This is a genomic window from Streptomyces sp. NPDC087270, from assembly GCF_044744625.1.
Lineage (GTDB): Bacteria > Actinomycetota > Actinomycetes > Streptomycetales > Streptomycetaceae > Actinacidiphila.
The window spans coordinates 49,262-71,493 of the sequence record NZ_JBIUYR010000009.1; the positions used below are offsets into that span (position 1 = coordinate 49,262).

17 protein-coding genes are annotated in these 22,232 nt (G+C 73.7%); 5 read left to right on the forward strand and 12 right to left on the reverse strand.

Annotated elements, in window-relative coordinates; translation table 11 throughout:
- Positions 1–2: 2 nt before the first annotated feature.
- The 4 genes from ACIPAE_RS19125 to ACIPAE_RS19140 all read right to left on the reverse strand — a co-directional run bounded on the left by ACIPAE_RS19125 (position 3) and on the right by ACIPAE_RS19140 (position 7,785).
- Positions 3–1,925, reverse strand: a complete 1,923-nt coding sequence (locus tag ACIPAE_RS19125) for an acyl-CoA dehydrogenase family protein (protein ID WP_402446567.1) — start codon at positions 1,923–1,925, stop codon at positions 3–5.
- Between the two features lie 146 nt (positions 1,926–2,071).
- Positions 2,072–3,532: an aldehyde dehydrogenase family protein gene (locus ACIPAE_RS19130; protein ID WP_402446568.1), complete on the reverse strand. Its 1,461-nt coding sequence runs from the start codon at positions 3,530–3,532 to the stop codon at positions 2,072–2,074.
- Between the two features lie 235 nt (positions 3,533–3,767).
- Positions 3,768–5,336 carry a PucR family transcriptional regulator gene (locus ACIPAE_RS19135; RefSeq protein ID WP_366413230.1) on the reverse strand — a complete coding sequence of 523 codons (1,569 nt, stop codon included), beginning with the start codon at positions 5,334–5,336 and terminating at the stop codon, positions 3,768–3,770.
- 85 nt (positions 5,337–5,421) lie between these two features.
- Positions 5,422–7,785, reverse strand: coding sequence for an ATP/GTP-binding protein (locus ACIPAE_RS19140; protein WP_402446570.1), 2,364 nt, complete (start codon positions 7,783–7,785; stop codon positions 5,422–5,424).
- A 272-nt stretch (positions 7,786–8,057) separates the two neighbouring features.
- Between ACIPAE_RS19140 and gabT the strand changes: the two genes are divergently transcribed.
- Together gabT and ACIPAE_RS19150 are read left to right on the forward strand one after the other, a co-directional pair.
- Positions 8,058–9,389: a 4-aminobutyrate--2-oxoglutarate transaminase gene (gabT, locus tag ACIPAE_RS19145; RefSeq protein WP_328470080.1), complete on the forward strand. Its 1,332-nt coding sequence runs from the start codon at positions 8,058–8,060 to the stop codon at positions 9,387–9,389.
- A 438-nt stretch (positions 9,390–9,827) separates the two neighbouring features.
- Positions 9,828–10,508, forward strand: a complete 681-nt coding sequence (locus ACIPAE_RS19150; protein ID WP_402446574.1) for a phosphatase PAP2 family protein — start codon at positions 9,828–9,830, stop codon at positions 10,506–10,508.
- 26 nt (positions 10,509–10,534) lie between these two features.
- Here the strand turns inward: ACIPAE_RS19150 and ACIPAE_RS19155 are convergent, their stop codons facing one another.
- The 7 genes from ACIPAE_RS19155 to ACIPAE_RS19185 form a co-directional block, all read right to left on the reverse strand.
- Positions 10,535–12,034, reverse strand: a complete 1,500-nt coding sequence (locus ACIPAE_RS19155) for a CoA-acylating methylmalonate-semialdehyde dehydrogenase (protein WP_329364142.1) — start codon at positions 12,032–12,034, stop codon at positions 10,535–10,537.
- Between the two features lie 91 nt (positions 12,035–12,125).
- Positions 12,126–12,575, reverse strand: a complete 450-nt coding sequence (locus ACIPAE_RS19160) for a hypothetical protein (RefSeq protein WP_329364144.1) — start codon at positions 12,573–12,575, stop codon at positions 12,126–12,128.
- A 142-nt stretch (positions 12,576–12,717) separates the two neighbouring features.
- Positions 12,718–14,112 carry an NAD(P)/FAD-dependent oxidoreductase gene (locus ACIPAE_RS19165; protein WP_402446893.1) on the reverse strand — a complete coding sequence of 465 codons (1,395 nt, stop codon included), beginning with the start codon at positions 14,110–14,112 and terminating at the stop codon, positions 12,718–12,720.
- A gap of 1 nt (position 14,113) precedes the next feature.
- Positions 14,114–14,911, reverse strand: coding sequence for an ABC transporter permease (locus ACIPAE_RS19170; RefSeq protein ID WP_329364146.1), 798 nt, complete (start codon positions 14,909–14,911; stop codon positions 14,114–14,116).
- Complete coding sequence (locus ACIPAE_RS19175; RefSeq protein WP_329364148.1) at positions 14,911–15,852, reverse strand: ABC transporter permease; 942 nt, start codon at positions 15,850–15,852, stop codon at positions 14,911–14,913. The genes ACIPAE_RS19170 and ACIPAE_RS19175 overlap by 1 nt, the downstream gene beginning before the upstream one ends.
- On the reverse strand, positions 15,849–17,099 hold the full coding sequence (locus tag ACIPAE_RS19180; RefSeq protein WP_402446577.1) for an ABC transporter ATP-binding protein: 1,251 nt from the start codon (positions 17,097–17,099) through the stop codon (positions 15,849–15,851). The genes ACIPAE_RS19175 and ACIPAE_RS19180 overlap by 4 nt, the downstream gene beginning before the upstream one ends.
- Positions 17,100–17,134: 35 nt before the next feature.
- Positions 17,135–18,364, reverse strand: coding sequence for an extracellular solute-binding protein (locus tag ACIPAE_RS19185; protein ID WP_328470068.1), 1,230 nt, complete (start codon positions 18,362–18,364; stop codon positions 17,135–17,137).
- A gap of 337 nt (positions 18,365–18,701) precedes the next feature.
- Between ACIPAE_RS19185 and ACIPAE_RS19190 the strand changes: the two genes are divergently transcribed.
- Positions 18,702–19,811, forward strand: coding sequence for an adenosine deaminase (locus ACIPAE_RS19190; RefSeq protein ID WP_402446580.1), 1,110 nt, complete (start codon positions 18,702–18,704; stop codon positions 19,809–19,811).
- A gap of 4 nt (positions 19,812–19,815) precedes the next feature.
- A complete protein-coding gene (locus ACIPAE_RS19195) occupies positions 19,816–20,523 on the forward strand; it encodes a glycerophosphodiester phosphodiesterase (protein WP_402446582.1) in 708 nt (235 codons plus the stop codon).
- 10 nt (positions 20,524–20,533) lie between these two features.
- On the opposite strand, the gene ACIPAE_RS19200 is transcribed toward ACIPAE_RS19195, so the two are convergent.
- A complete protein-coding gene (locus ACIPAE_RS19200) occupies positions 20,534–21,184 on the reverse strand; it encodes a nitroreductase family protein (protein WP_329364159.1) in 651 nt (216 codons plus the stop codon).
- Between the two features lie 192 nt (positions 21,185–21,376).
- Between ACIPAE_RS19200 and ACIPAE_RS19205 the strand changes: the two genes are divergently transcribed.
- On the forward strand, positions 21,377–22,138 hold the full coding sequence (locus ACIPAE_RS19205; protein WP_402446586.1) for an IclR family transcriptional regulator: 762 nt from the start codon (positions 21,377–21,379) through the stop codon (positions 22,136–22,138).
- Positions 22,139–22,232 lie beyond the last annotated feature (94 nt).

Sequence of the window (22,232 nt, forward strand, 5' to 3'; positions counted from 1 at the left end):
GTTCAGCGCACCGGGCGCCGTACGTTGTCGGCCGTGGACGGCCCGGGGGTCGCGTCGGCGATCCACGCGCCGTCCCGGACGGGGTCCACGATGCCCTCCTCCAGCCACTCGACCTTGCCGTCGAGGACGGCCTTGGCCAGGTGCCGGTCGGGGCCGTCGGTGTTGGCCCACAGGAGGGCGAAGAGCTCCTCCACCCGGACCCGGGACTGGCGGCAGAACGCGTCGGCCAGGCCCCGGGCGGCCGGGCCGTGCTCGCCCTCGGCGGCCAGGTACTCGGCGCGCACGCACACCGCGCTCATCGCGAACAGCTCGGCGCCGATGTCCACGATCCTGGCCAGGAAGTTCTGCTTCAGCTCCATCCGGCCCTGCCAGCGGGACATGGCGTAGAAGGTGCTGCGGGCGAGCTTGCGGGAGGTGCGCTCGATGTACCGCAGATGCCCGGCGAGGTCGCCGAACTCGGCGTAGGAGGTGGGAAGTTGGCCGGGGCCCGCGACGAGCTTCGGCAGCCAGCGGGCGTAGAACCCGCCGGCCTTGGCGCCCGCCCTGGCCTTGTCGGCGAGCGTGCTGTCGGGGTCGATGAGGTCGCCGGCGACCGACAGGTGGGCGTCGACGGCTTCGCGGGCGATCAGCAAGTGCATGATCTCGGTGGAGCCCTCGAAGATCCGGTTGATCCTCAGGTCGCGGAGCATCTGCTCGGCGGGAATCGCGCGCTCGCCGCGGGCGGCGAGCGAGTCGGCGGTCTCGAAGCCGCGGCCGCCGCGGATCTGCACCAGCTCGTCGGCCATCTTCCAGGACGCCTCGGAGCCGAAGAGCTTGGCGAGCGCGGCCTCGATCCGGATGTCGTTGCGGTCCTCGTCGGCCATCTGCGAGGACAGGTCGACCACGGCCTCCAGCGCGAAGGTGGTGGCCGCCATGTACGCGATCTTCGAGCCGACCGCCTCGTGCTCGGCGATCGGCTTGCCCCACTGCTCGCGGGCCGCCGACCACTGACGGGCCACCTTCAGGCACCACTTGGCCGCACCGACACAGGCCGCGGGCAGCGAGAGCCGGCCGGTGTTGAGGGTGGTCAGCGCGATCTTCAGGCCGGCGCCCTCGGGGCCGATCCGGTTGGCCGCGGGCACCCGCACCTGGTGGAGCCGGGTGACGCCGTTCTCGATGCCGCGCAGCCCCATGAAGGCGTTGCGGTTCTCCACGGTGATGCCCTCGGAGTCCGCCTCGACCACGAAGGCGCTGATGCCGCCCGGGTGGCCCTCGGAGCGCGGCACCCGGGCCATCACCACCAGCAGGTCGGCGACGACCCCGTTGGTGGTCCACAGCTTGACGCCGTCGAGCAGGTAGTCGTCGCCGTCGGGCACTGCGGTGGTGGCCAGCCGGGCCGGGTCCGAGCCGACGTCCGGCTCGGTGAGCAGGAAGGCGCTGATGTCGGTACGGGCGCAGCGCGGCAGGAACGCGTCCTTCTGCTCCTGGGTGCCGAACATCTTCAGCGGCTGCGGCACGCCGATCGACTGGTGGGCCGACAGCAGCGCGCCGACCGCGGGGCTCACCGAGCCGACCATGGCCAGCGCCTTGTTGTAGTACACCTGGGTGAGGCCGAGACCGCCGTAGGACTCGTCGATCTTCATGCCGAACGCGCCCAGTTCCTTCAGGCCGCGCACCACCTCGTCGGGGATCAGCGCGTCGCGCTCGATCCGGGCGCTGTCCACCTCGGCGCGCAGGAAGTCGCCGAGCTGCGCCAGGAACGCCTCGCCCTTGGCCACCGCCTCGGGCGCGGGCAGCGGGTGCGGGTGGATCAGGTCGAGCCGGAGCCGGCCGAGGAACAGCTCCTTGGCGAAGCTGGGCTTGTGCCAGTCCTGCTCGCGGGCGGCCTCGGCCACCTGTCGGGCTTCGCGTTCTGAGACGTTGCGTGTTGCGGTGGGTGCGGACACGGTGTGTGTCACCTCCGGGTAGGCCGGCTTCGAACCGGTGCTCCGTGTCCGTACTACCCCATGTCCGGCATACCAGCCACAGAAGGACGGCCGGGCCGCTGACGTGCTGTCAACGGCCCGGCCCTACCGCGGTGGCGCCCGGGGCCCTACAGGTCGAGCCCGGTCAGCACCAGCACCCGCTCGTAGGTGTAGTCGTCCATCGCGTACTTCACGCCCTCGCGGCCGTGCCCGGAGTCCTTCACCCCGCCGTACGGCATCTGGTCGGCGCGGTAGGACGGCGCGTCGCCGATGATCACACCGCCGACCTCCAGGACCCGGTGGGCCCGGAAGGCGATCTGGAGGTCATGGGTGAACACGCCGGTCTGCAGGCCGAACCGGGAGTCGTTGACGGCCGCGAACGCCTCCTCGGCACCGTTGACCCGGTGCAGTGACAGCACCGGCCCGAACGCCTCCGCGGTGGCCAGCACCGCGTCGCCCGGCAGGTCCGCCAGGACGGTCGGCGCGTAGGTCGCCCCGTCCCGGGTGCCGCCGGTGAGCAGCTTCGCGCCCTTGCCGACGGCGTCGTCCACCCACTGCTCGACGCGCTCGGCCGCGGCCTCGCTGACCAGCGGGCCGACGTCGGTGGCGGCGTCGTTGGGGTCGCCGGTGACCTGGGCGCGCACCTTGGCGACGACCTTCTCGGCGAGCGCGTCGTACACGGCCGCGTCGGCGATGACCCGCTGCACCGAGATGCAGGACTGGCCGGCCTGGTAGTTGGCGAAGGTGGCGATCCGGGTGGCCGCCCACTCCAGGTCCTGTTCGCTCGACCAGTCCGCGAGCACGACCGCCGCGGCGTTCCCGCCCAGTTCCAGCGTGACGTGCTTGCGCGGCACGGAGTCCATGATCTGGTACCCGACGGTGTCGGAGCCGGTGAACGAGATCACCGGCAGCCGCGGGTCGCGCACCAGCTCGGGCATCCTGTCGTTCGGCACCGGCAGCACGCTCCAGGCGCCCTCGGGCAGTCCCTCGGTCTCGGCGAGCAGTTCGCCGAGCAGCAGCGCCGACAGCGGGGTGGCCGGTGCGGGCTTGAGGATGATGGGCGCGCCGACCGCGAGCGCCGGGGCGACCTTGTGCGCGACCAGGTTCAGCGGGAAGTTGAACGGCGCGATGCCCAGCACCGGGCCGCGCGGGAACCGGCGGGTCAGCGCGAGCCGGCCGACGCCGCCCGGGTCGGTGTCCAGCCGCTGCGCCTCGCCGCCGTTGAAGCGGCGCGCCTCCTCCGCGGCCCAGCGGAACACCGACACCGCGCGGCCGACCTCGCCGCGCGCCCACTTCAGCGGCTTGCCGTTCTCCGCGGTGATCAAGGCGGCCAGTTCCTCGGCCCGCTCCGCCAGCTGCTTCGCCACGTGGTCCAGCGCCGCGGCCCGTACGTGGGCGGGGGTCGCCGCGAACGCGTCGGTCGCCCCGGCCGCCGCCGCGACGGCCTGCTCGACCTGGTCCTCGTCCGGCACGCTGACCCGGCCGACCAGGCCGCCGTCCCACGAGCTGGTCACGTCGAACGTCTCCTCGCCGCGGGCCGGGCGGCCGGCAAGCCAGAACGCGTACGGGGCTGCGCCTGTGGTGGTCACGGTGTTCCCGCCCTTTCGTCGGATGCGCGACCAAAGTAGTCGGCGCCGTCGCGCCCCTCCCTTGTCCACGGCGGAGCACGCCCGCCACCCTCCGCTACAACTTGGCCAGGGCCCCCGATCCGCCGGGGTGCCTCGGCCCGCCGGTCGGGGACCGTCTGCCGCAGCGAGCCCGGCCACCCGCCGCACGGCCCCGCGACCACGAGGCCGGGCACCCCAAAGGGTCAGGGCGCCCTGGCTACGCTTCCGCTTTGAGGGCGAGCCACAGCTCCATGCGGACGTCCGGGTCGTCCAGCGAGCGCCCGAGGATCTCCTCGACCCGCCGCATCCGGTACCGCAAGGTGTGCCGGTGCACGCCGAGGTCCGCGGCGGCGGCATCCCACTGGCCGTGGTGGGCGAGCCACGCGGCGAGCGAGGCCACCAGGTCCCCGCGCGACGTCGCGTCGTGCTCCCGCAACGGCCGCAGCAGCCCCTCGGCGAAGGCCCGCACCGCGTCGTCGGCGAGCAGCGGGACGACCGAGCCGACGCCGACCTCGCCGTGCTCGACCAGGTTCACCCCGCGCCGCCGGGCGACCGCGAGGGCGCGCTCGGCCTGGCCGCGGGCGGTGGGCGCGTCGGCGGGGTCCAGCGGCGCGGACAGGCCGGCCGCGAGCCCGTCCTCGGCCTCGGCCAGGTCGGTGGCCGCGGTGAGCGCCGCGGCGCCCTCGGCGGCGAGCACGATCAGCCGCTCGCCCTCGGAGACGACCAGCAGGGGCTCGGCGGCGCGGACCGCCGCGGCCTCCGCGCGCTCCGCGAGCAGGGCCAGCGCGTCCGGCACCTCCGGCGTCTCCGGCCCGGGCCCGGCGGCCGCGGAGGCTCCGCTCGGCTCGGCGATGAGCATCCGCACCGGCGCGTCCAGGAGCGTGCCGTACAGCGGCCCCGCGGTGTCCCGGGCGTGCGCCGCCTCGCCTGCCAGCAGCATCCGCAGCAGCGCCGCGGAGAGCCGGCCCTGCGCGGCGACCAGGGCGCGGGACTGTTCCAGCGAGAGCGTCAGCAGCGCGACGGCCGCGTGCACCACGTAGCGCGCGGCGGTGTCGAGGCGCTCCTCGGTGCCGACCGCGAGGAAGCCGCGCGGGCGCCGCCCGGTGCCCAGCGACTGAAGCTCGACCCGGTCCTCGCTGCCGGCCGGACCCGCCACCGCCGCGCTCGCCGGCGCGGCGACGGCCCGCAGCCGGTCGATCTCGCCGCCCAACCGCGCGGCCCTGCGGCCCGCCCACTCCGGCGCCACGGCCAGCACCGCGCCGGACGCGTCGTACAGCGCCGCCCAGCCGTTCAGGTGCGCCGCCAGCCGTGCCAGCAGGGCGCCGGTGCCGTCGGAGGCCAGCGCGGCCCTGGTCAGCTCGCGCTGCGCCTCGAACCCGGCCGTCACCGCCTGGTACTGGTCCGCGGCCACCGCCGCCGACACCGCCTTGCTGATCGCGATGAACGGGGTCGCCCGCGGCACTTCCAGCAGCGGCAGCCCCACTTCGTCCGCCGCCGCGACCAGGGCCCGCGGCACCTCGTCGTGTCCCACCCCGACGCCGAAGCCCAGCCCGACCACGCCCGCCGCCGCCAGCCGCCGGACGTATCCGGCCACCGCCGCGGGGTCGGCCGTGTCCAGCTTCAGCCCGGTGGTGAGCAGCAGTTCCCCGCCCTCCAGATACGGCGCCGGGTCCTCCAGCTCGCTGGTGTGCACCCAGCGCACCTCGGCGCCCAGCCGGCCGCCCGCGGCGAGCACGGTGAGCTTGAGGGACGTGTGGTGCGCGAGCGACGCGAGCGTGAGAGGCATGCCTACCTGGTGCCGTTCAGAGACGGAGATCTGCCGACCGGTCGCCGACACCCTGGATTCCCCCGCACCGTACCTCAACCCTCGCTCAGGCTCGCAGATCGACCAGAACCGGCGGCGCGTGCTCTCCCGAGGTGGTCGTCAACGACACCACCGCGTGTCCCACGGGCACCTGCTGGGCCAGGTCGGCGGCGCTCCAGCGCTCCCGCTCCACCTCGCGGACGGTCACCGACTCGGTGGTGACGACCTCGCCGGTGAACAGCCGCCGCACGCCCCGGCTCAGCCGCCGGGGCAGCCCGCCCGACTGGTCGGGGGTCCGGGTGATGTCGCGGGTCTGCACCCGCATGGTGCCCCACGTCTCGGAGAAGAACCGGCCGTCGCGGGGTGAGACCCCGGCGAACACCATCCGGCAGCCCACCGCGCCGACCACGGCGCCGCGCAGCCCCTCCGGCAGCGCGTCCAGCGAGCTGAGCCCGAACATCGCGCCCGCGTTCAGGCCGCGCAGCGACGGCAGCGCGCGCAACGTGCCCTCCGACAGCGCGTGCGTGGCGTCGTCGACCACGATGCAGGCGAACAGCGAGCGGTCCCGGCGCGCGGCGACCGCGGCGGTGAACTGGGCGAGGAGCAGCCGGACGAGTATCCGGGACGCCTCGGTGTGGCCGTGCTCGGGCAGCACGACCCGGACCCGCACCGACCGGGCCAGCGCGGGCATCGAGAACGACGGGCGCTGCCCCGACCCGTCGAAGAACCCGGCGAACGCGGGCCGGTCGAGCAGCCCGACCCGGTCCGCGAGTTCGGTGCCGACGTCACCGGACCGGGCACTCTGCCGCACCCGCGCGTCGAGTTCACGCACCAGGCCCGGCATGCCCACCGCGTCGACCGCCTCGCGCAGCTCGGCGACGGCGTGCGGCAGGCCCTCCAGCAGTTCGCGCAGCACGGGCACGGTGGGGAACCGGCCGTACGCGGCGGCGTACGGGGCGAGCAGTTGGCCGAGCGCCGTGGCCGCCCGGCGCTGCTCGTTCTCCGGCCCGTCGGTGAGCGCTTCGGCGAGCACCCAGGCCGCCAGGTCGGGGTCGGTGGTGCCGCCGTACAGATCGAGGCCGCACGGCGAGCCGGGGTCGGCCAGCGAGACCACCATGTCGTACGACTCGGTCGGGCCGAGGTCGACGTCGGCGCCCGCGACGGCCACCACCGCGGCGCGGCCGGCGAGCGCCTGCAGGCACAGCGACTCCACGACGGGGCGCATGAGCAGCCGGCCCTTGTCCGCGCCAGGCGGCCCGACGGCCAGCAGCCCGGTGCCCAGCACGCCCGGGTCGAGGGCGACACCCGCGCCGCGGTACTGGTAGCCGTTGCGCGGGTCCTCCACGCCCCGGCCGATCCGCACCTGGCCGGCGAGCAGGTCGTGGTCCGCGGTCCGCCGCGGCAGGTCCCGATGGCCGGACGGGTGCGCCATCGCCGCCCCGCCGAGTTGCAGCACCACGTCCGCGAACTCCCGCGCGCCCTCGGGCCGCCCGTGCACCGCCTGCCACGACTGCCGCACCCGCACGCAGTCCACGTCGTTCATCCGCCCGGTCCGCACCTCCTGCGCCAGCCGGTCGGCCACCAGGCCGTACCCCGCCTGGCGCAACTCGGACCACTCGGCGGGGCCGGGGAGCGCCGCGGGGCCACCGGGGCCCTGCTTCGGCACGGCCCCGGCGCCGTACGGCTGCTGCCCGCTCGCGGCACCGCGACCGCGCAGCAGCTCGATCCAGCGCCCGTACCTGGCGGCGACCACCGCGACGAGCACCGCGACGATCACGTCGACCTCGTACTCCACCCGCAGGGCCGCCTGCTCGCCGTGCTGGAACGACGAGGGCGGATAGAACGGCAGGATCAGCGACATCAGCGGCAGGAACTTCTTGTCGCTCAGCACCCATACGCACACGCCGATCACCGCGGCCGCCGCCGCTCTGGCACGGGGCTCGTGCAGATAGCGCCTGCCCACCTCCCGCCAGCTGCCGATCCGGGCGAAGTAGTGGGTGAGCAGCGCCAGCCAGAGGCACTGGTAAAAGGCCGCGGCGAACTGGCCCAGCCGGGACGGGGGGGTGCTGTGCCACCACGTGCCCGGGGTGAGAAGGGTCAGCGGGCGTTTCCAGAGCGGGATGTAGCCGTCGCGCATCAGCGACCACAGCAGTAACCCGCACACCAGCGCCAGCACCGCTCCCCCGATCAGCCGGCGATCGGTCATCCGGTCGGGGTCGTCCGGCGGCCGGGGCACGTGCCCGTAGGCGTAGATGCCGGGCGCGTCGGACACCCTCGGGGTGCGCAGCCAGCGTTCGACCGCCGACAGCGGCGGCGCCTGCGCGGGTGCGGGCGGCGGCACGGCCGGCCGCCGGACCGGGGTGTTCGGGGGCCTCGGCGGAGGGGGCGGGCCGTAGGGGGCGCCCTGGGTGTTGCGGTCCTTGGCATCCATCGCGTGCCTGCCCCTCGCCCCTCCATCACCGCCGATGCGCACAATGTAGTCGAGCCGCTACGCCGGCAAAAGGATCTTGGCGTATTACGGCACCGCCGCCCGCACTGTCCGAACCGGCGAAACCGCGGGCGGCAGTGTTACCTATCGGCGTATGCGGGTGCGCCGGGGCCCGGCCTACCCTCCGGGAGGACTCGGAAGACCACAGAAGACCACGGAAGACGTCGCCACGTTGCCGTAACAGCGTCAGAGCGTAAGTAAGGAGAGCGCCCGTCATGACCGAAGTGCCGCAGGAGCGCAGGCTCGTCACGGAAGTACCAGGACCGAAGTCGCGGGAGTTGGCGGCCCGGAAGTCGGCCGCGGTGGCCGACGGGGTGGGGGTGACGCTGCCGGTGTTCGTGGCCCGCGCGGGCGGCGGCGTCGTGGAGGACGTGGACGGCAACCGGCTGATCGACTTCGGCTCCGGCATCGCCGTGACGTCGGTCGGCAACAGCGCGGAAGCCGTGGTGCGGCGCGCCTCGGCGCAGCTCGCCGACTTCACCCACACCTGCTTCATGGTCACCCCGTACGAGGGTTACGTGGAGGTGTGCGAGGAGCTGGCGCGGCTCACGCCGGGCGACCACGCGAAGAAGTCCGCGCTGTTCAACTCCGGCGCCGAGGCGGTGGAGAACGCGGTGAAGATCGCCCGGTCGTACACCAAGCGCCCCGCGGTGGTGGTGTTCGACCACGGCTACCACGGCCGGACCAACCTCACGATGGCGCTGACCGCGAAGAACATGCCGTACAAGGAGGGCTTCGGGCCGTTCGCGCCGGAGGTGTACCGGGTGCCGCTGGCGTACGGGTACCGCTGGCTGACCGGGCCCGAGCACGCGGCGGAGGAGGCCGCGGCGCAGGCGATCGACATGATCACCAAGCAGATCGGCGCCGACCACGTGGCCGCGATCGTGATCGAGCCGATCGCGGGCGAGGGCGGTTTCATCGAGCCGGCGAAGGGCTTCCTGCCGCGGATGGCGCAGTTCGCGAAGGACAACGGCATCGTGTTCGTGGCGGACGAGATCCAGACCGGCTTCTGCCGGACCGGGCAGTGGTTCGCGTGCGAGGACGAGGGCGTGGTGCCGGACCTGATCACCACAGCGAAGGGCATCGCGGGCGGGCTGCCGCTGGCGGCGGTGACCGGCCGCGCGGAGATCATGGACGCGGCGCACTCCGGTGGCCTGGGCGGCACCTACGGCGGCAACCCGGTGGCGTGCGCGGCCGCGCTCGGCGCGATCGAGACGATGCGGGAGCTGGACCTGCCGGCGCGGGCGCGGCGGATCGGCGAGGTGATGACGCCGCGGCTGCGGGCGATGCAGGAGAAGTTCCCGGTGATCGGGGAGGTGCGCGGCCGGGGTGCGATGATCGCGGTCGAGCTGGTGCAGCCGGGCACGAAGGAGCCGAACCCGGCGGTGACCGGCGCGGTCGCCAAGGCGTGCCACGCGGCCGGCCTGGTCGTGCTGACGTGCGGCACCTACGGAAACGTGTTGCGCTTCCTGCCGCCCCTGGTGATCGGCGAGGATCTGTTGAACGAGGGCCTGGACATCATCGAGGAGGCCCTCGCCGGCGTGTGAACACCAGGCGGGCCGTGTGACGGATGTGAACCGTGCGACACGGGGGACGGGGTCGTGAAGAAGGTGTGCGAGCCTGATGGCGGACGGGTGATCGACGACCCTGATGAGCCGCCTGTGACGTACGGTTTCCGAGGAACACCCCGCACGTGGCCGAATCCCAGCGAGGAGGCCGCGGGCGACACCGCGCCGATGAATCCCCATCACCGGCGCAGCAGTGCCCTCGCGCACGAAGCAGCCGGAACCTTTGGCTCCGGCAATCCTCGCCGATCGGCTGGCCGTTCGTCCCAAACCCCCCGGGACGGACGGTACGGCGATCGCCCTGGCCGCCCCGGAACTCTCCCCCCTGTTCCGGGGCGGCTGACTCCTTTCCGGGCGCTCTTCGCGCTGCTCACCGTCTTCACGCTCGCCGTCACCGCCTTCTGCCTGCTGACCTGGCAGGTGTCGGCCGGCGGCCGGCTGGTCACCGACGACGGGCGGCTACTGCGCGACGTACGGCGCACGGCCGCCGCGCATCCCGGCTACGACCGGCTCGCCCACCTGCTGTGCGACCTCGGCGACATCGCGGTGGCCGTGCCGGTGCTGCTGGTCGCGCTGGTCCTGGCCGCCCGTCTGGGGCGCCGGGCGGGGCTGCCGCGCTGGTGGGTGCCGCCGGGCGCGGCGGCGCTGGCGATGTGCCTGCTGCCGGTGCTGGTGGGTGCGGTGAAGTCGGGGGTGGACCGCCCGGCGCCCGGCCGGGTGCACGCCGACCCGAACTACGGCTACTTCCCCTCCGGGCACACCGCGACGTCCTCCATGGCGTTCGGACTGGCCGCGCTGGTGCTGCTGCCGTTCGTCCGGCGTACGGCGGTGCGCGCGCTGCTGGCCGCGGGCACCGTGCTGCTGGCGCTGCTGGTGGGCGTGGCGCTGGTGTGGTGCGACTTCCACTGGCCGCTGGACGTGCTGGCGAGCTGGTGCCTGGCGGTGGCGCTGCTGTCGGCCGCGGCGGCCGCGCGGCTGGTGCCGGGGGCGGCCGGCCGCGGCGGCGGCAGGGACGAGGAGGCGGACGGGGATGCGGACGGGGACGGCACGGGCGGCGACGCCACGGAGGACGGCGCCCGCGCGGGCCACGACGGGGTCTGAGCGTCGCCCGCGGGGTCGGTGGGGGGTCAGGAGTTGGTCGGGAAGCCCAGGTTCAGGCCCGCGTGCGAAGGGTCGGGCCACCGCTGCGTGACCGCCTTGCCGCGGGTGAAGAACCGCACCCCGTCCTCGCCGTAGGCGTGCGCGTCGCCGAACAGCGAGGACTTCCATCCGCCGAAGGAGTAGTACGCGACCGGCACCGGGATCGGCACGTTGATGCCGACCATGCCCACCTCCACCTCGTGCTGGAAGCGCCGGGCGGCGCCGCCGTCGCAGGTGAACAGCGCGGTGCCGTTCCCGTACGGGTTGGCGTTGATCAGAGCCAGGCCCGCGTCGTAGCTGGGCACGCGGACCACGGAGAGCACCGGGCCGAAGATCTCGTCGTCGTACACGGACATGCCCGGGCGGACGTGGTCGAAGAGGGTCGGGCCGAGCCAGAAGCCGCCGGGGTCGCCGTCGATCGCGTGCTTGCGGCCGTCGGTGGCGAGGACGGCGCCGTCGGCGGTGCCGGCGTCGAGGTAGGCGGTGACCTTGTCGCGGTGCGCGCCGGTGACGAGCGGGCCCATCGCCGAGCCGGGCGCCGAGCCGGGGCCGACGGTGAGGGTGGCGATGCGCTGCTTGATCCGCGCCACCAGGTCGTCGCCGACCGGGTCGACCGCGACCAGCACGGACACCGCCATGCAGCGCTCGCCCGCGGCGCCGTAGCCGGCGTTGACGGCCGCGTCGGCGGCGAGGTCCAGGTCGGCGTCGGGCAGCACCAGCATGTGGTTCTTGGCGCCGCCCAGGGCCTGGACGCGCTTGCCGTGGCGGGTGCCGGTCTCGTAGACGTGGCGGGCCACGGGGGTGGAGCCGACGAAGGAGACCGCCTTGATGTCGGGGTGCTCCAGCAGCCGGTCGACGGCCGCCTTGTCGCCGTGCACGACGTTGAACACCCCGTCGGGCAGCCCGGCTTCGCGCCACAGCCCGGCGAGGAAGTTCGCGGCGGACGGGTCCTTCTCCGACGGCTTGACGACCACGGTGTTGCCGGTGGCGATGGCGAGCGGGAAGAACCACATCGGCACCATGGCGGGGAAGTTGAAGGGCGAGATGATCGCGACCGGGCCGAGCGGCTGGCGCAGCGAGTAGACGTCGACGCCGGTGGACGCCTGCTCGGTGTAGCTGCCCTTGGCCAGTTGCGGGATGCCGCAGGCGTACTCGACGACTTCGAGGCCGCGGGCCACCTCGCCGAGCGCGTCGGAGTGCACCTTGCCGTGCTCGGAGACGATCAGCGCGGCCAGTTCGTCACGCCGGGCGTTGAGCAGCTCGCGGAAGGCGAAGAGCACTCCGGTGCGCTTGGCCACGGAGGTGTTCCGCCACTCGCGGAAGGCGTCGACGGCGGCGCCGACCGCCTCGTCCACGACCTCGGGTCCGGCGAAGTCCACCTGCGCGGTGATGCGGCCGGTGGCCGGGTCGTAGACGTCGCCGTGCCGCTCGGCGGTGCCCGTCCAGGCGCGGCCGGCGATCCAGTGGGTGAGGTGCGAGGTCGTCACGGGGTGAACCCTTCCGTCGTCGTCTGCCGCCAGTGTCGCCACGGGCGGCGGGGTGCCACAAGCACCCGGGCCGGGCCGGAGGGCCCGGGACCTACCCGCCGGCGAGCTGGGCGGCCGCCTCGTGCATCGCCAGTTCCAGCACCACCGGGTCGGTGAGGTGCCCGGAGCCGTCCGGGGGGACCAGCCAGCGCACTCCCCCGGTCGGCCGGCCGGGGTAGGGCACCACGATCCAGGTGCCGCGCCCGGCCCCCCGCACCCCGGTGCCGAGCCAGCGGGCGGCGGTGCCCGGCGGCACGAAGAACCCCATCCGGGCGTCGCCGAAGTCGGCGAGCACCGGGCCGGTCCGGCCCATCAGCCGGGTCAGCACGTCGAGCGTGGGGTAGCCGATCCTGCCGGGCAGGATCAGCACGTCCCACTGCCGCCCGGCGGGCAGCAGCGCCACCCCGAGCGCGCTGCGCTCCCACTCCCACCTGCACCCCCGCGGGTCGTCCGCTACCGAAGCCAGCCACTCCACCGCGCTCTTCGCGCCCGTGTCGGCCATCGTGGGCCCCCTCCGTCTCTCGTGTGACGCGTCTGCCGTCACACGAGAGACAGGGGTGGGGCCGGATCATTACGCGGGTTTCGCTACCCATTGGTAGTGATCCGGCTCACAGCCGGGGCGGCGCGGGCCGGGTGCGGGCCGCTCACGAGTCGAAGCCAAGACCGGCCCGGTCCAGGGCGCGCAGCCACAGGTTGCGCCGCCCCCGCGCGCGGTCGGCGCGGGCCAGCGACCACTGGGTCAGCCCGATCCCAGCGGTGGCCAGCGGCTCGGGCGGGAAGGGCAGCGGGCGCTCGCGCACCATGGTGAGCGCGGTGCGCTCGGTGGGCCGCCCGGCCAGCAGGTCGAGCATCACCTCGGCGCCGAACCGCGTGGCGCCGACGCCGAGTCCGGTGTACCCGGCCGCGTACGCGACCCGCCCGCCGTACGCCGTGCCGAAGAACGCCGAGAAGCGGGTGCAGGTGTCGATCGCGCCGCCCCAGGCGTGGCTGAACCGCACCCCCTCCAACTGCGGGAAGCAGGCGAAGAAGTGCCGGGCCAGCCGCAGGTACGTCTCCGGGCGGTGGTCGTACGCGGCGCTCATCCGGCCGCCGCGCGGGTAGATCGCGTCGTAACCGCCCCACAGCACGCGGCCGTCGGCGGTCAGCCGGAAGTAGTGGAAGCGGTTGGCGCTGTCGCCCAGGCCCTGCCGACCGCGCCAGCCGATCGCGGCGCGCTGGTCGGCGGTGAGGGGTTCGGTGGTCAGGGCGTAGTCGTAGACCGGCACGGTGTGGTGCCGGGTGCGGCGCAGCAGGGAGGGGAACACGCCGGAGCCCAGGGCCACATGGTGGGCGAGCACCCTGCCGTACGGGGTGCGCACGGCGAGCGCGGCGCCGTGCCGGACCAGGGCCGTGGCGGGGGTGTGCTCGTGAATCCGCACGCCCGCCCGGGTGGCGGCGCGCTTCAGGCCCCAGGCGAGCTTGGCCGGGTGGACCAGCGCGACGCCGCTCCGGTCGTACAGGCCGGCGCGGAAGGTGGGCGAGTCGACCTCGGCGCGCACCTGGTCGCGGTCGAGCAGTTCCAGGTCCAGGCCGTGCCGCACGGCGGTGGCGTGGGCCTCGCGCAACTCCTCGACCTGGTGGTCGGCGGTGGCCACGTCGATCTCGCCGGTCCGCTCGAACTCGCAGTCCAGGCCGTAGCGTGCGACGGCGGCCTCGATGGCGTCGAGGTTGCGCTCGCCGAGCGCCTGGAGGGTCGCGAACTCCTCGGGCCAGCGCGCCAGTCCGTTGGCGGTGCCGTGGGTGAGGCTGGCCGCGCAGAAGCCGCCGTTGCGGCCGGAGGCGGCCGCGCCGATCCGGCCGCCCTCGACCAGCACCACGTCCCGGTCCGGGTCGCGCTCCTTCGCCAGCAGCGCCGTCCACAGCCCGCTGTAGCCGCCGCCGATCACCAGCAGGTCGCAGTGCTCGGCGCCGGCCAGGGCCGGTTCGGCGTCCGGCCGGGCCGGGTCGTCGAGCCAGTACGGCAGCGGGCGGGCGGCGGCGAGCGCGCGGGCCGGGTCCATGTCAGCCACGCGCCTTCCTGCGGCCCCCGACCAGCTGCCCGGCCAGCACCAGCAGCACCGCGAGCACGAACATGGCGGTGCCGATCACGTTGACCTGCACCGGGGTGCCGCGCTGCGCCGAGCCCCAGACGAACATCGGGAAGGTGACGCTGTTGCCGGCGTTGAAGCTGGTGATGATGTAGTCGTCGAAGGACAGCGCGAACGACAGCAGCGCGCCGGCCGCGATGCCGGGTGCGGCCAGCGGCAGCGTGACCCGCAGGAAGGTCTGCGTCGGGGTGGCGTAGAGGTCCTGCGCGGCCTGCTCCAGCCGCGGGTCCATGCTCATCACGCGGGCCTTGACCGCGGTCACCACGAAGCTCAGGCAGAACATGATGTGCGCGATGAGGATGGTCCAGAAGCCGAACTGGATGCGCATGTTGAGGAAGAGGGTGCCGAGCGAGGCGCCCATCACCACCTCGGGCATCGCCATCGGCAGGAAGATCAGCATGTTGGTGGCGGCCCGGCCGCGGAAGCGGTAGCGGGCGAGCGCGAAGGCGGTCATGGTGCCGAGCACGGTGGCGGCGAGGGTGGCGTAGACCGCGATCTTCAGGCTGAGGGTGAGCGAGCCGCACATGCCGGCGACGCCGCAGGGGTGCTGCCAGGCGTCGGTGGAGAACTGGTTCCAGGTGTAGTTGAAGCGGCTCTTGGGCTTGTTGAAGGAGAAGGCGAGCACCACCAGGTTCGGCAGGATGAGGTAGCCGAGGGCGAGGACGCCCGCGATCACCACGAGGTTGGCGCGCAGCCGGCGGATCAGGCGCATCAGACCAGCTCCTCCGTTCCGGCCCGGCGGATGTAGAGGGTGACGACGGCGAGGATGACGGCCATCAGGAGGAACGAGAGGGCGGCGGCCGTCGGGTAGTCGAGCACCCGCAGGAACTGCGACTCGATGACGTTGCCGATCATCTGCTGGTTGGTGGAGCCCAGCAACTCGGCGTTGATGTAGTCCCCGGAGGCGGGGATGAAGGTCAGCAGGGTGCCCGCCACCACCCCGGGCATCGACAGCGGGAAGGTCACCTTGCGGAAGACGGTGAACGGGGTGGCGTACAGGTCGCCGGCCGCTTCGTGCAGCCGGCCGTCGACCCGCTCGAGCGAGGTGTACAGCGGCAGGATCATGAACGGCAGGAAGTTGTAGGTCAGGCCGCACACCACGGCAAGCGGGGTGGCCAGCACCCGGTCGCCCTGGGTGATCCGCAGCCAGGACGTCACGTCGAGCAGGTGGACGTCGTTGAGGAAGGACACCACCGGCCCCTGGTCGGCGAGGATCGTCTCCCAGGCGAGGGTGCGGATCAGGAAGCTGGTGAAGAACGGCGCGATCACCAGGATCAGCAGCACGTTGCGCCACCGCCCGGCCCGGAAGGCGATGGTGTACGCCAGCGGGTAGCCGATCACCAGGCACAGCACGGTGGCGATGCCGGCGTAGACCAGGGAGCGCACGAAGTGCGGCCAGTACTCGCTCAGCGCGTCCCAGTAGGTGGCGAAGTGCCAGGTGACCTTGAAGCCGTCCTCCAGGGTGCCGGTCTGCACCGAGGTGGACGCCTGGTAGACCATCGGGGCGACGAAGAAGACCAGCAGCCAGGCCACCCCGGCCAGCAGCAGCAGGTACGGAACCCGGCGCCGGCGGGCGGCGGCCCGGCGCAGCGCCTTGGGCGGCCGGGGCGCCGCGGCGGCGGGCGGCGGCAGGGGTTCGGTGGCGGCGGTCATACGGCGGCCCCCTCGGCGGACTCGGTGCGGTCGGTGCCGCCGGCCCGCGACTCGGCGCCGCCGGTCCTGCCGTCGCCGGCCGCGTCGTCCAGCCCCGCGTCCAGGCCGGCGCCGATGTCCTGTCCCGCGTCGAGACCGAAGGTGTGCTCGGGGTTCCAGTGCAGGACGACCGGCGCGCCGGGCACCAGCCGGGCGTCGCGCTCCACGTTCGGCACGAAGACTTCCAGGTCGGCGCCGACCGGGCTGTCGACCACGTACTGGGTGGACACGCCGATGAAGCTGGAGTCCACGATCCGGCCGGATATCCGGTTCCGGCCGGCGGGCACGCCGGCCGCGTCGTCGCGGTGCACGAGGGTGATCTTCTCCGGGCGGACCCCGGCCAGCACCCGGTCGCCGCGGGCCGCCTCGGTACGGCAGCGGGCGGCGGGCAGCGCCAGTTCCTGCCCGGCGCGGGTGAGCGTGAGGGTGCCGTCGGCGACGCCGGTGACCTCGGCCTCGATCAGGTTGGAGGTGCCGAGGAAGTTCGCCACGAAGGTGGAGGAGGGGTTCTCGTAGAGGTCGGCGGGCGCGCCCATCTGCTCGACCCGGCCGGCGTTCATCACCGCGACGGTGTCGGCCATCGTCATGGCCTCCTCCTGGTCGTGGGTGACGTGGATGAAGGTGATGCCCACCTCGGTCTGGATGCGCTTGAGTTCGAGCTGCATCTGGCGGCGCAGCTTCAGGTCGAGCGCGCCGAGCGGCTCGTCGAGCAGCAGCACCTTCGGCTGGTTGATCAGCGCGCGGGCCACCGCGACGCGCTGCTGCTGGCCGCCGGAGAGCTGGTGCGGCCGGCGCCGGGCCAGCGGGCCGAGCTGCACCAGTTCGAGCATCTCGCCGACCTGCTTCTTCACCGGCTTGATGCCGCGCCGGCGCAGCCCGAACGCCACGTTCTCGTAGACGTCCAGGTGCGGGAAGAGCGCGTAGTTCTGGAAGACGGTGTTGACCGGGCGCTTGTACGGCGGCAGCGCGGTGACGTCCTGGCCGCCCAGGTGCACCGCGCCGGTGCTGGGCGTCTCCAGGCCGGCGATCATCCGCAGGGTGGTGGTCTTGCCGCAGCCGGACGCGCCGAGCAGCGCGAAGAACGAGCCGGCCGGCACCGCCAGTTCGAGCGGGTGGACGGCGGTGAAGGCGCCGTAGGACTTGCTGATCCCGGTGAGGCGGACGGCGGCGTCGGCGGACTTCGCTGTGCTCGTGCTGGGGGTCGTCATGGGTTGTCCTCGGGGGGTGCGGGAGCAGGCCGGGGTCAGGCGCCGATGAGCTTGGAGAACTTGTCCTCGTACCGCGCGTCCTGGGCGTCGGTGAGCGAGCGGAAGTCGTGGCCCTTGGCGTCCATGGCCGCGTCGGGGATGATCAGCGGGTTGCTCGCCAGCTTCGGGTCGATCTTCGCCAGGTACGGCTTCACCCCGGCGACCGGGCACACGTAGTTGATGTACGCCGAGACCTGCGCGGCGACCGCGGGCTCGTAGTAGTAGTCGATCAGCCGTTCCGCGTTCGTCTTGTGCCGGGCCTTGTCGGGGATCAGCAGGTTGTCGGTGGACGACAGGAAGCCCGAGTCGGGGAAGACGTACTCGATGTCGGGGTCGTCGAGGCGCAGTTGGACCAGGTCGCCGGCCCAGGCCAGGCAGGCGGCGATGTCGCCCTTGCTGAGGCCGTCGGTGTAGTCGTTGCCGGTGAACTTCCGGATCTGCTGGCTGTCGACGGCCTTCTGGATGCGGGCGACGGCCGCGTCGAAGGTGTCGTCGGTGACCTTCTCGGGCAGCTCGCCCATGTCGAGCAGGGTCATCCCGATGGTGTCGCGCATCTCGGAGAGCATGGCGACCTTGCCCTTGAGCGAGCTGTCGTCGAGGAGTTGGGAGACGGAGCTGATCTTCCGCCCGCCGGTGGCCTTCTTGTTGTAGGCGATACAGGTGGCGATGCCCTGCCAGGGATAGGAGTAGGCACGGCCGGGGTCCCACTCGGGGCTGCGGAAGCGCTGTTCCAGGTTGGCGTAGGCGTGCGGCAGGTTCGCGGAGTCGAGTTGCTGCACCCAGCCGAGCCGGATCATCCGGCCGGCCAGCCAGTCGGTGAGCACCATCAGGTCGCGGCCGGTGTCCTGGCCCGCGGCGAGCTGCGGCTTGATCTTGCCGAAGAACTCGACGTTGTCGTTGATGTCCTCGGTGTACTTGACCTTGATCCCGGTGCGCTTGGTGAAGGCGTCGAGGGTCGGATGGTGCTTGCCGTCGTCGGTGACGTCGATGTACTCGGTCCAGTTGGAGAAGTCGACCACCTTCTCCTGCGCCGAGTGGTCGGTGGAGACGGTGTCGCCCTTGCGGCCGGCCGCGGGGATGCCGCAGCCGGTGAGGCCGACGGTGGCGACCGCGCCGAGCCCGGCGGCCCGCAGCAGCGAACGGCGGGCGAGCGCTCCTCGTCCGCTGGTCATGCTGCGCGCCATGGCGGCGCGCTGGGGCGGTGTGAGGGTCTCGAACAGCTCCATGGGTGGTGCCCTTCCGAGGGATCGGCCGGGTGGCGCCGGGCGGGTGGCCGGGGGCCGGCCGGGAGGACCGGCCAGGGGTGGCCGGGGCGCCCCGCCGGGGTCGCGAATCCATGTACCAGCGTGGTCAAAGCCTGGATTGATGGCTGATCCTGGCAGAGCCGACCGCCTCCAACAAGGGATTCCGTTGTTGCCTTTTGGTTAATCGACGAAATCTGTGCTCCGACCTTTCGCTGCGCCCCGCGCCGGCCGGACCCGTACCCGGGGGCGGGGCGCATTACGATGAACGGCACCGGCCGCGCGCCGGCCCGTCCCGCACGCCCCTCCGGAGGAACCCCGCATGCCCGAGACCGTCCCCGGCCCCTCCCCCGCCGCCGTCCCCGCCGCCGGCGCCGGTCTTGACTCCTTCATCGCCGGGCTGCCGAAGGCCGAGCTGCACGTCCACCACGTGGGCTCCGCCTCGCCGCGGATCGTCTCCGAACTGGCCGCCCGGCACCCGGACTCCAAGGTGCCCTCCGACCCGGCCGCGCTCGCCGAGTACTTCACCTTCAAGGACTTCGCGCACTTCATCCAGGTCTACCTGTCCGTGGTGGACCTGATCAGGGACGCCGAGGACGTGCGGCTGCTGACCTACGAGGTGGCGCGGGACATGTCCCGGCAGCAGATCCGCTACGCCGAGCTGACCGTGACGCCGTACTCCTCGACCCGTCGGGGCATCCCCGCGCAGGCGTTCATGGAGGCGATCGAGGACGCCCGCAAGGCCGCGGAGGCGGAGTTGGGCGTGGTGCTGCGCTGGTGCTTCGACATCCCCGGCGAGGCGGGCCTGGAGTCGGCCGAGGAGACCGCGCACCTGGCGGTGGACCTGCGGCCGGAGGGCCTGGTCTCCTTCGGGCTCGGCGGGCCCGAGATCGGGGTGCCGCGGCCGCAGTTCAAGCCGTACTTCGACCGGGCCAGGGCGGCCGGGCTGCACAGCGTGCCGCACGCCGGGGAGGCCACCGGCCCGCAGACGATCTGGGACGCGCTGGACGTCCTGGGCGCGGAGCGGATCGGCCACGGCACCAGCGCGGTTCAGGACCCCCGGCTGCTGGACCACCTCGCCGAGCACCGCATCCCGCTGGAGGTCTGCCCGACCTCCAACATCGCCACCCGGGTGGTGCCCACGCTGGAGGAGCACCCGATCCGGCGGATGGTCGAGGCCGGTGTCCTGGTCACCGTCAACAGCGACGACCCGCCGATGTTCGGCACCGACCTGAACACGGAGTACGCGGTCGCCGCCCGGCTGCTGGAGCTGGACCGGGCGGGCCTCGCGGACCTGGCGAAGAACGCGGTGCACGCGTCGTTCCTCGACCCGGCGGGCAAGGCGCGGCTGGCGGCGGAGATCGACGCGTACACCGCCGCGTCCGGCGACGCCGCCACCGGCGGCACCGGCGTCCCCGCCGCGCGGAGCTGACGCCATGGCCCCGCGCCCTGGACACCGGGTAACGGTCGTCGCCCATAGGGGCGACCCTTACGTACACCGCGAGAACACCCTGCCCTCGGTGCGCTCCGCCCTGCACAAGGGCGCCGACGTCGTCGAGGTGGACGTCCGCCTCACCCGGGACGGCGTGCCGGTGCTGCTGCACGACGCGACCCTGGAGCGGCTGTGGGGGCGCCCTGCGCCGGTGACCTCGCTGACCTACGACGAGGTGGCCGAGGCCACCGGCGGCGGCGTGCCGGCCTTCGCGGACGCGCTCGCCGAACTCCTTCGGCGGCCCGGTCCGGCCCGGATGCTGATCGACCTCACCGAGGTCCCGCAGGCGGCCGCGGCGATCACCGCGGTGCGGGAGGCGGGCGCGGCCGACCGGGTCTACTACTGCGGCGAGCTGGCCGCGATGCGCGAGGTGCGCGCCCTGGAGCCGTCGGCCGAGGTCGCCATGACCTGGACGACCTCCGCGCGCCCCGCCGACTCGCTGATCGACGGCCTCGGCCCGCGCTGGCTCAACCTCCGCTTCGGGCTGGCGAATCCGGCCACCGTCGCCTGGGCGCACGACCGCGGCCTGCTGGTCGCCGCCTGGACCGCGGACTGGCAGCGCTCGATGTCCCGCCTGGTCGCGGCCGGGGTGGACGCCATCACCAGCAACCGGCTGGACGCGCTGCTGCGCGTGGCGTCCCGGCCCGCCTGACCGCCCGGCCTCACCACCCCTGCCAGTGCAGCACCTCCGCACGCGGCACCCGCCGGGCCGGCCGGAATTCGGTGCCGATCGTGTAGGCGACGGGGATGAACGCCGCCTGCATCAGCCGCTCGTACGGCACGCCCAGCGCCCGGGACAGCTCGCGCTCGTACGCCAGGCCGCCAGTGGTCCAGCAGGAGCCGAGGCCGCGTTCCCGGGCGGCGAGCATGAAGCTCCACACGGCGGGGAGGATCGAGCCCCAGGTGCCGGCCTGGCGTTCCACGGAGGCGCCGTCGGTGCGTCCTTCCACGTACGGGACGACCAGTGCCGGCACCCGGTGCAGGTTCGCGTGGAGGTGGGCGAAGCCGGCGCCGACCCGCGCCATCCGGCCGGACGCCACGTTGGCGCGCCGGACGTCGCGGGCGGTCAGCGGCTCGGCGTCGCCGGGCGCGGCCGCGCTGGCCCGCCAGATGTCGGCGACCTCGCGGCGCTTGTCCTCGTCGGTGACGATCACGAAGTGCCAGCGCTGCCGGTTTCGGCCGGTCGGCGCCTGGACGGCCAGGTCGACGCACTCCTCCAGCAGGTGCCGCGGCACCGGGCGGTCGAGGTCGAGCCGCAGCCGTACCGCGCGGGTGGTGGACAGCAGCTGGTCGGAAGTCAGGTCCAGGTTCATGGTGTTGAGGGTGGCGGGCGGGCGCGCTCGGCGGCCAGCGCCGCATTCCACCCAGTGGAAGGCGGCCGGTGGAAGCCTTGCCCGGGGGGAGGTCCGCCCGGTGGAGGCCGCTTGGTGGAGGCCGCCTGGTGGAAGCCGCTTCCGCCCTGGAAGCGGGGGTACCCCCGGCCGAGTCGGCGAAGGGCGAATGAGATGTCCGGCAACTCCCGTACCCCGGGGCGCACCGTGTCCGCGAAGCTGCTGGCGGTGCTCGACGCGTTCACGCAGCGGACGGGGACCGGCCGGGCACCCGACGGCGGTCTGCGGCTCAGCGAGATCGCGCGGCGCGCGGACCTGCCCGCGCCCACCGCCCTGCGTCTGGTGCGCGAACTCGTGGCGTGGGGCGGCCTGGAGCGGTTCGCCGACGGTTCGTACCGGCTCGGCACCCGGCTGTGGGCGATCGGCGGGACCTCACCGTGCCCGCACCGCCTGCGCGCGGTGACCCGCGAGCCGCTGCGGGACCTCGCCACCGCCACCGGCGGCCGGGCCGAGGTGGCCGTGCTGGAGCGCGGCACCGCGCTGGTGCTGGAGGGCGCGGGCCCGGGCGCGGGCGGCGGGGCGGACCGGTTGCCGCTGCACGCCACCGCGCTCGGCAAGGTGCTGCTCGCCTGGGGCCCGCCGGCCCCGGTCGGCCCGACGGAGCGCTTCACCGCCCACACCCGTCCGGCGGGTGGGCCGCTGGAGCGGGAGTTGCGGCGGATACGGCAGGCCGGATTCGCGCTGGCCAAGGAGGAGTTCCGGCTCGGCGAGGTGGCCGCGGCGGTGCCGCTGCGTACGGAGGAGGGCAGGGTGGCCGCCGCGCTGGGCGTCACCGTGCCGTCCACGGTGCCCCTGGCGCGGGTGCTGCCGCACCTGCGACGGGCCGCCGCCAGGACCGGGGTGGTCGGCGGCCCGCCGGGGGCGCGGAACGGGTGAACGCGGGCCGGGTGAACGCGGGCCGGTGCCCGAGCGGGCGGCCTTCCTCGGCCCGCCCCGGCCCGGCCCCCCGTATTACCGGGATGACGGCCGG

Excerpts from the sequence above, each read along its gene's own strand:
- gabT (WP_328470080.1), top strand. The coding sequence starts at position 8,058 with ATGACCGAAGTGCCGCAGGAGCGCAGGCTCGTCACGGAAGTACCAGGA.
- ACIPAE_RS19180 (WP_402446577.1), bottom strand. The coding sequence starts at position 17,099 with ATGACGACCCCCAGCACGAGCACAGCGAAGTCCGCCGACGCCGCCGTC.
- ACIPAE_RS19170 (WP_329364146.1), bottom strand. The coding sequence starts at position 14,911 with ATGCGCCTGATCCGCCGGCTGCGCGCCAACCTCGTGGTGATCGCGGGC.
- ACIPAE_RS19165 (WP_402446893.1), bottom strand. The coding sequence starts at position 14,112 with ATGGACCCGGCCCGCGCGCTCGCCGCCGCCCGCCCGCTGCCGTACTGG.
- ACIPAE_RS19205 (WP_402446586.1), top strand. The coding sequence starts at position 21,377 with ATGTCCGGCAACTCCCGTACCCCGGGGCGCACCGTGTCCGCGAAGCTG.
- ACIPAE_RS19195 (WP_402446582.1), top strand. The coding sequence starts at position 19,816 with ATGGCCCCGCGCCCTGGACACCGGGTAACGGTCGTCGCCCATAGGGGC.
- ACIPAE_RS19160 (WP_329364144.1), bottom strand. The coding sequence starts at position 12,575 with ATGGCCGACACGGGCGCGAAGAGCGCGGTGGAGTGGCTGGCTTCGGTA.
- ACIPAE_RS19185 (WP_328470068.1), bottom strand. The coding sequence starts at position 18,364 with ATGGAGCTGTTCGAGACCCTCACACCGCCCCAGCGCGCCGCCATGGCG.
- ACIPAE_RS19200 (WP_329364159.1), bottom strand. The coding sequence starts at position 21,184 with ATGAACCTGGACCTGACTTCCGACCAGCTGCTGTCCACCACCCGCGCG.
- ACIPAE_RS19135 (WP_366413230.1), bottom strand. The coding sequence starts at position 5,336 with ATGCCTCTCACGCTCGCGTCGCTCGCGCACCACACGTCCCTCAAGCTC.
- ACIPAE_RS19190 (WP_402446580.1), top strand. The coding sequence starts at position 18,702 with ATGCCCGAGACCGTCCCCGGCCCCTCCCCCGCCGCCGTCCCCGCCGCC.
- ACIPAE_RS19140 (WP_402446570.1), bottom strand. The coding sequence starts at position 7,785 with ATGGATGCCAAGGACCGCAACACCCAGGGCGCCCCCTACGGCCCGCCC.
- ACIPAE_RS19175 (WP_329364148.1), bottom strand. The coding sequence starts at position 15,852 with ATGACCGCCGCCACCGAACCCCTGCCGCCGCCCGCCGCCGCGGCGCCC.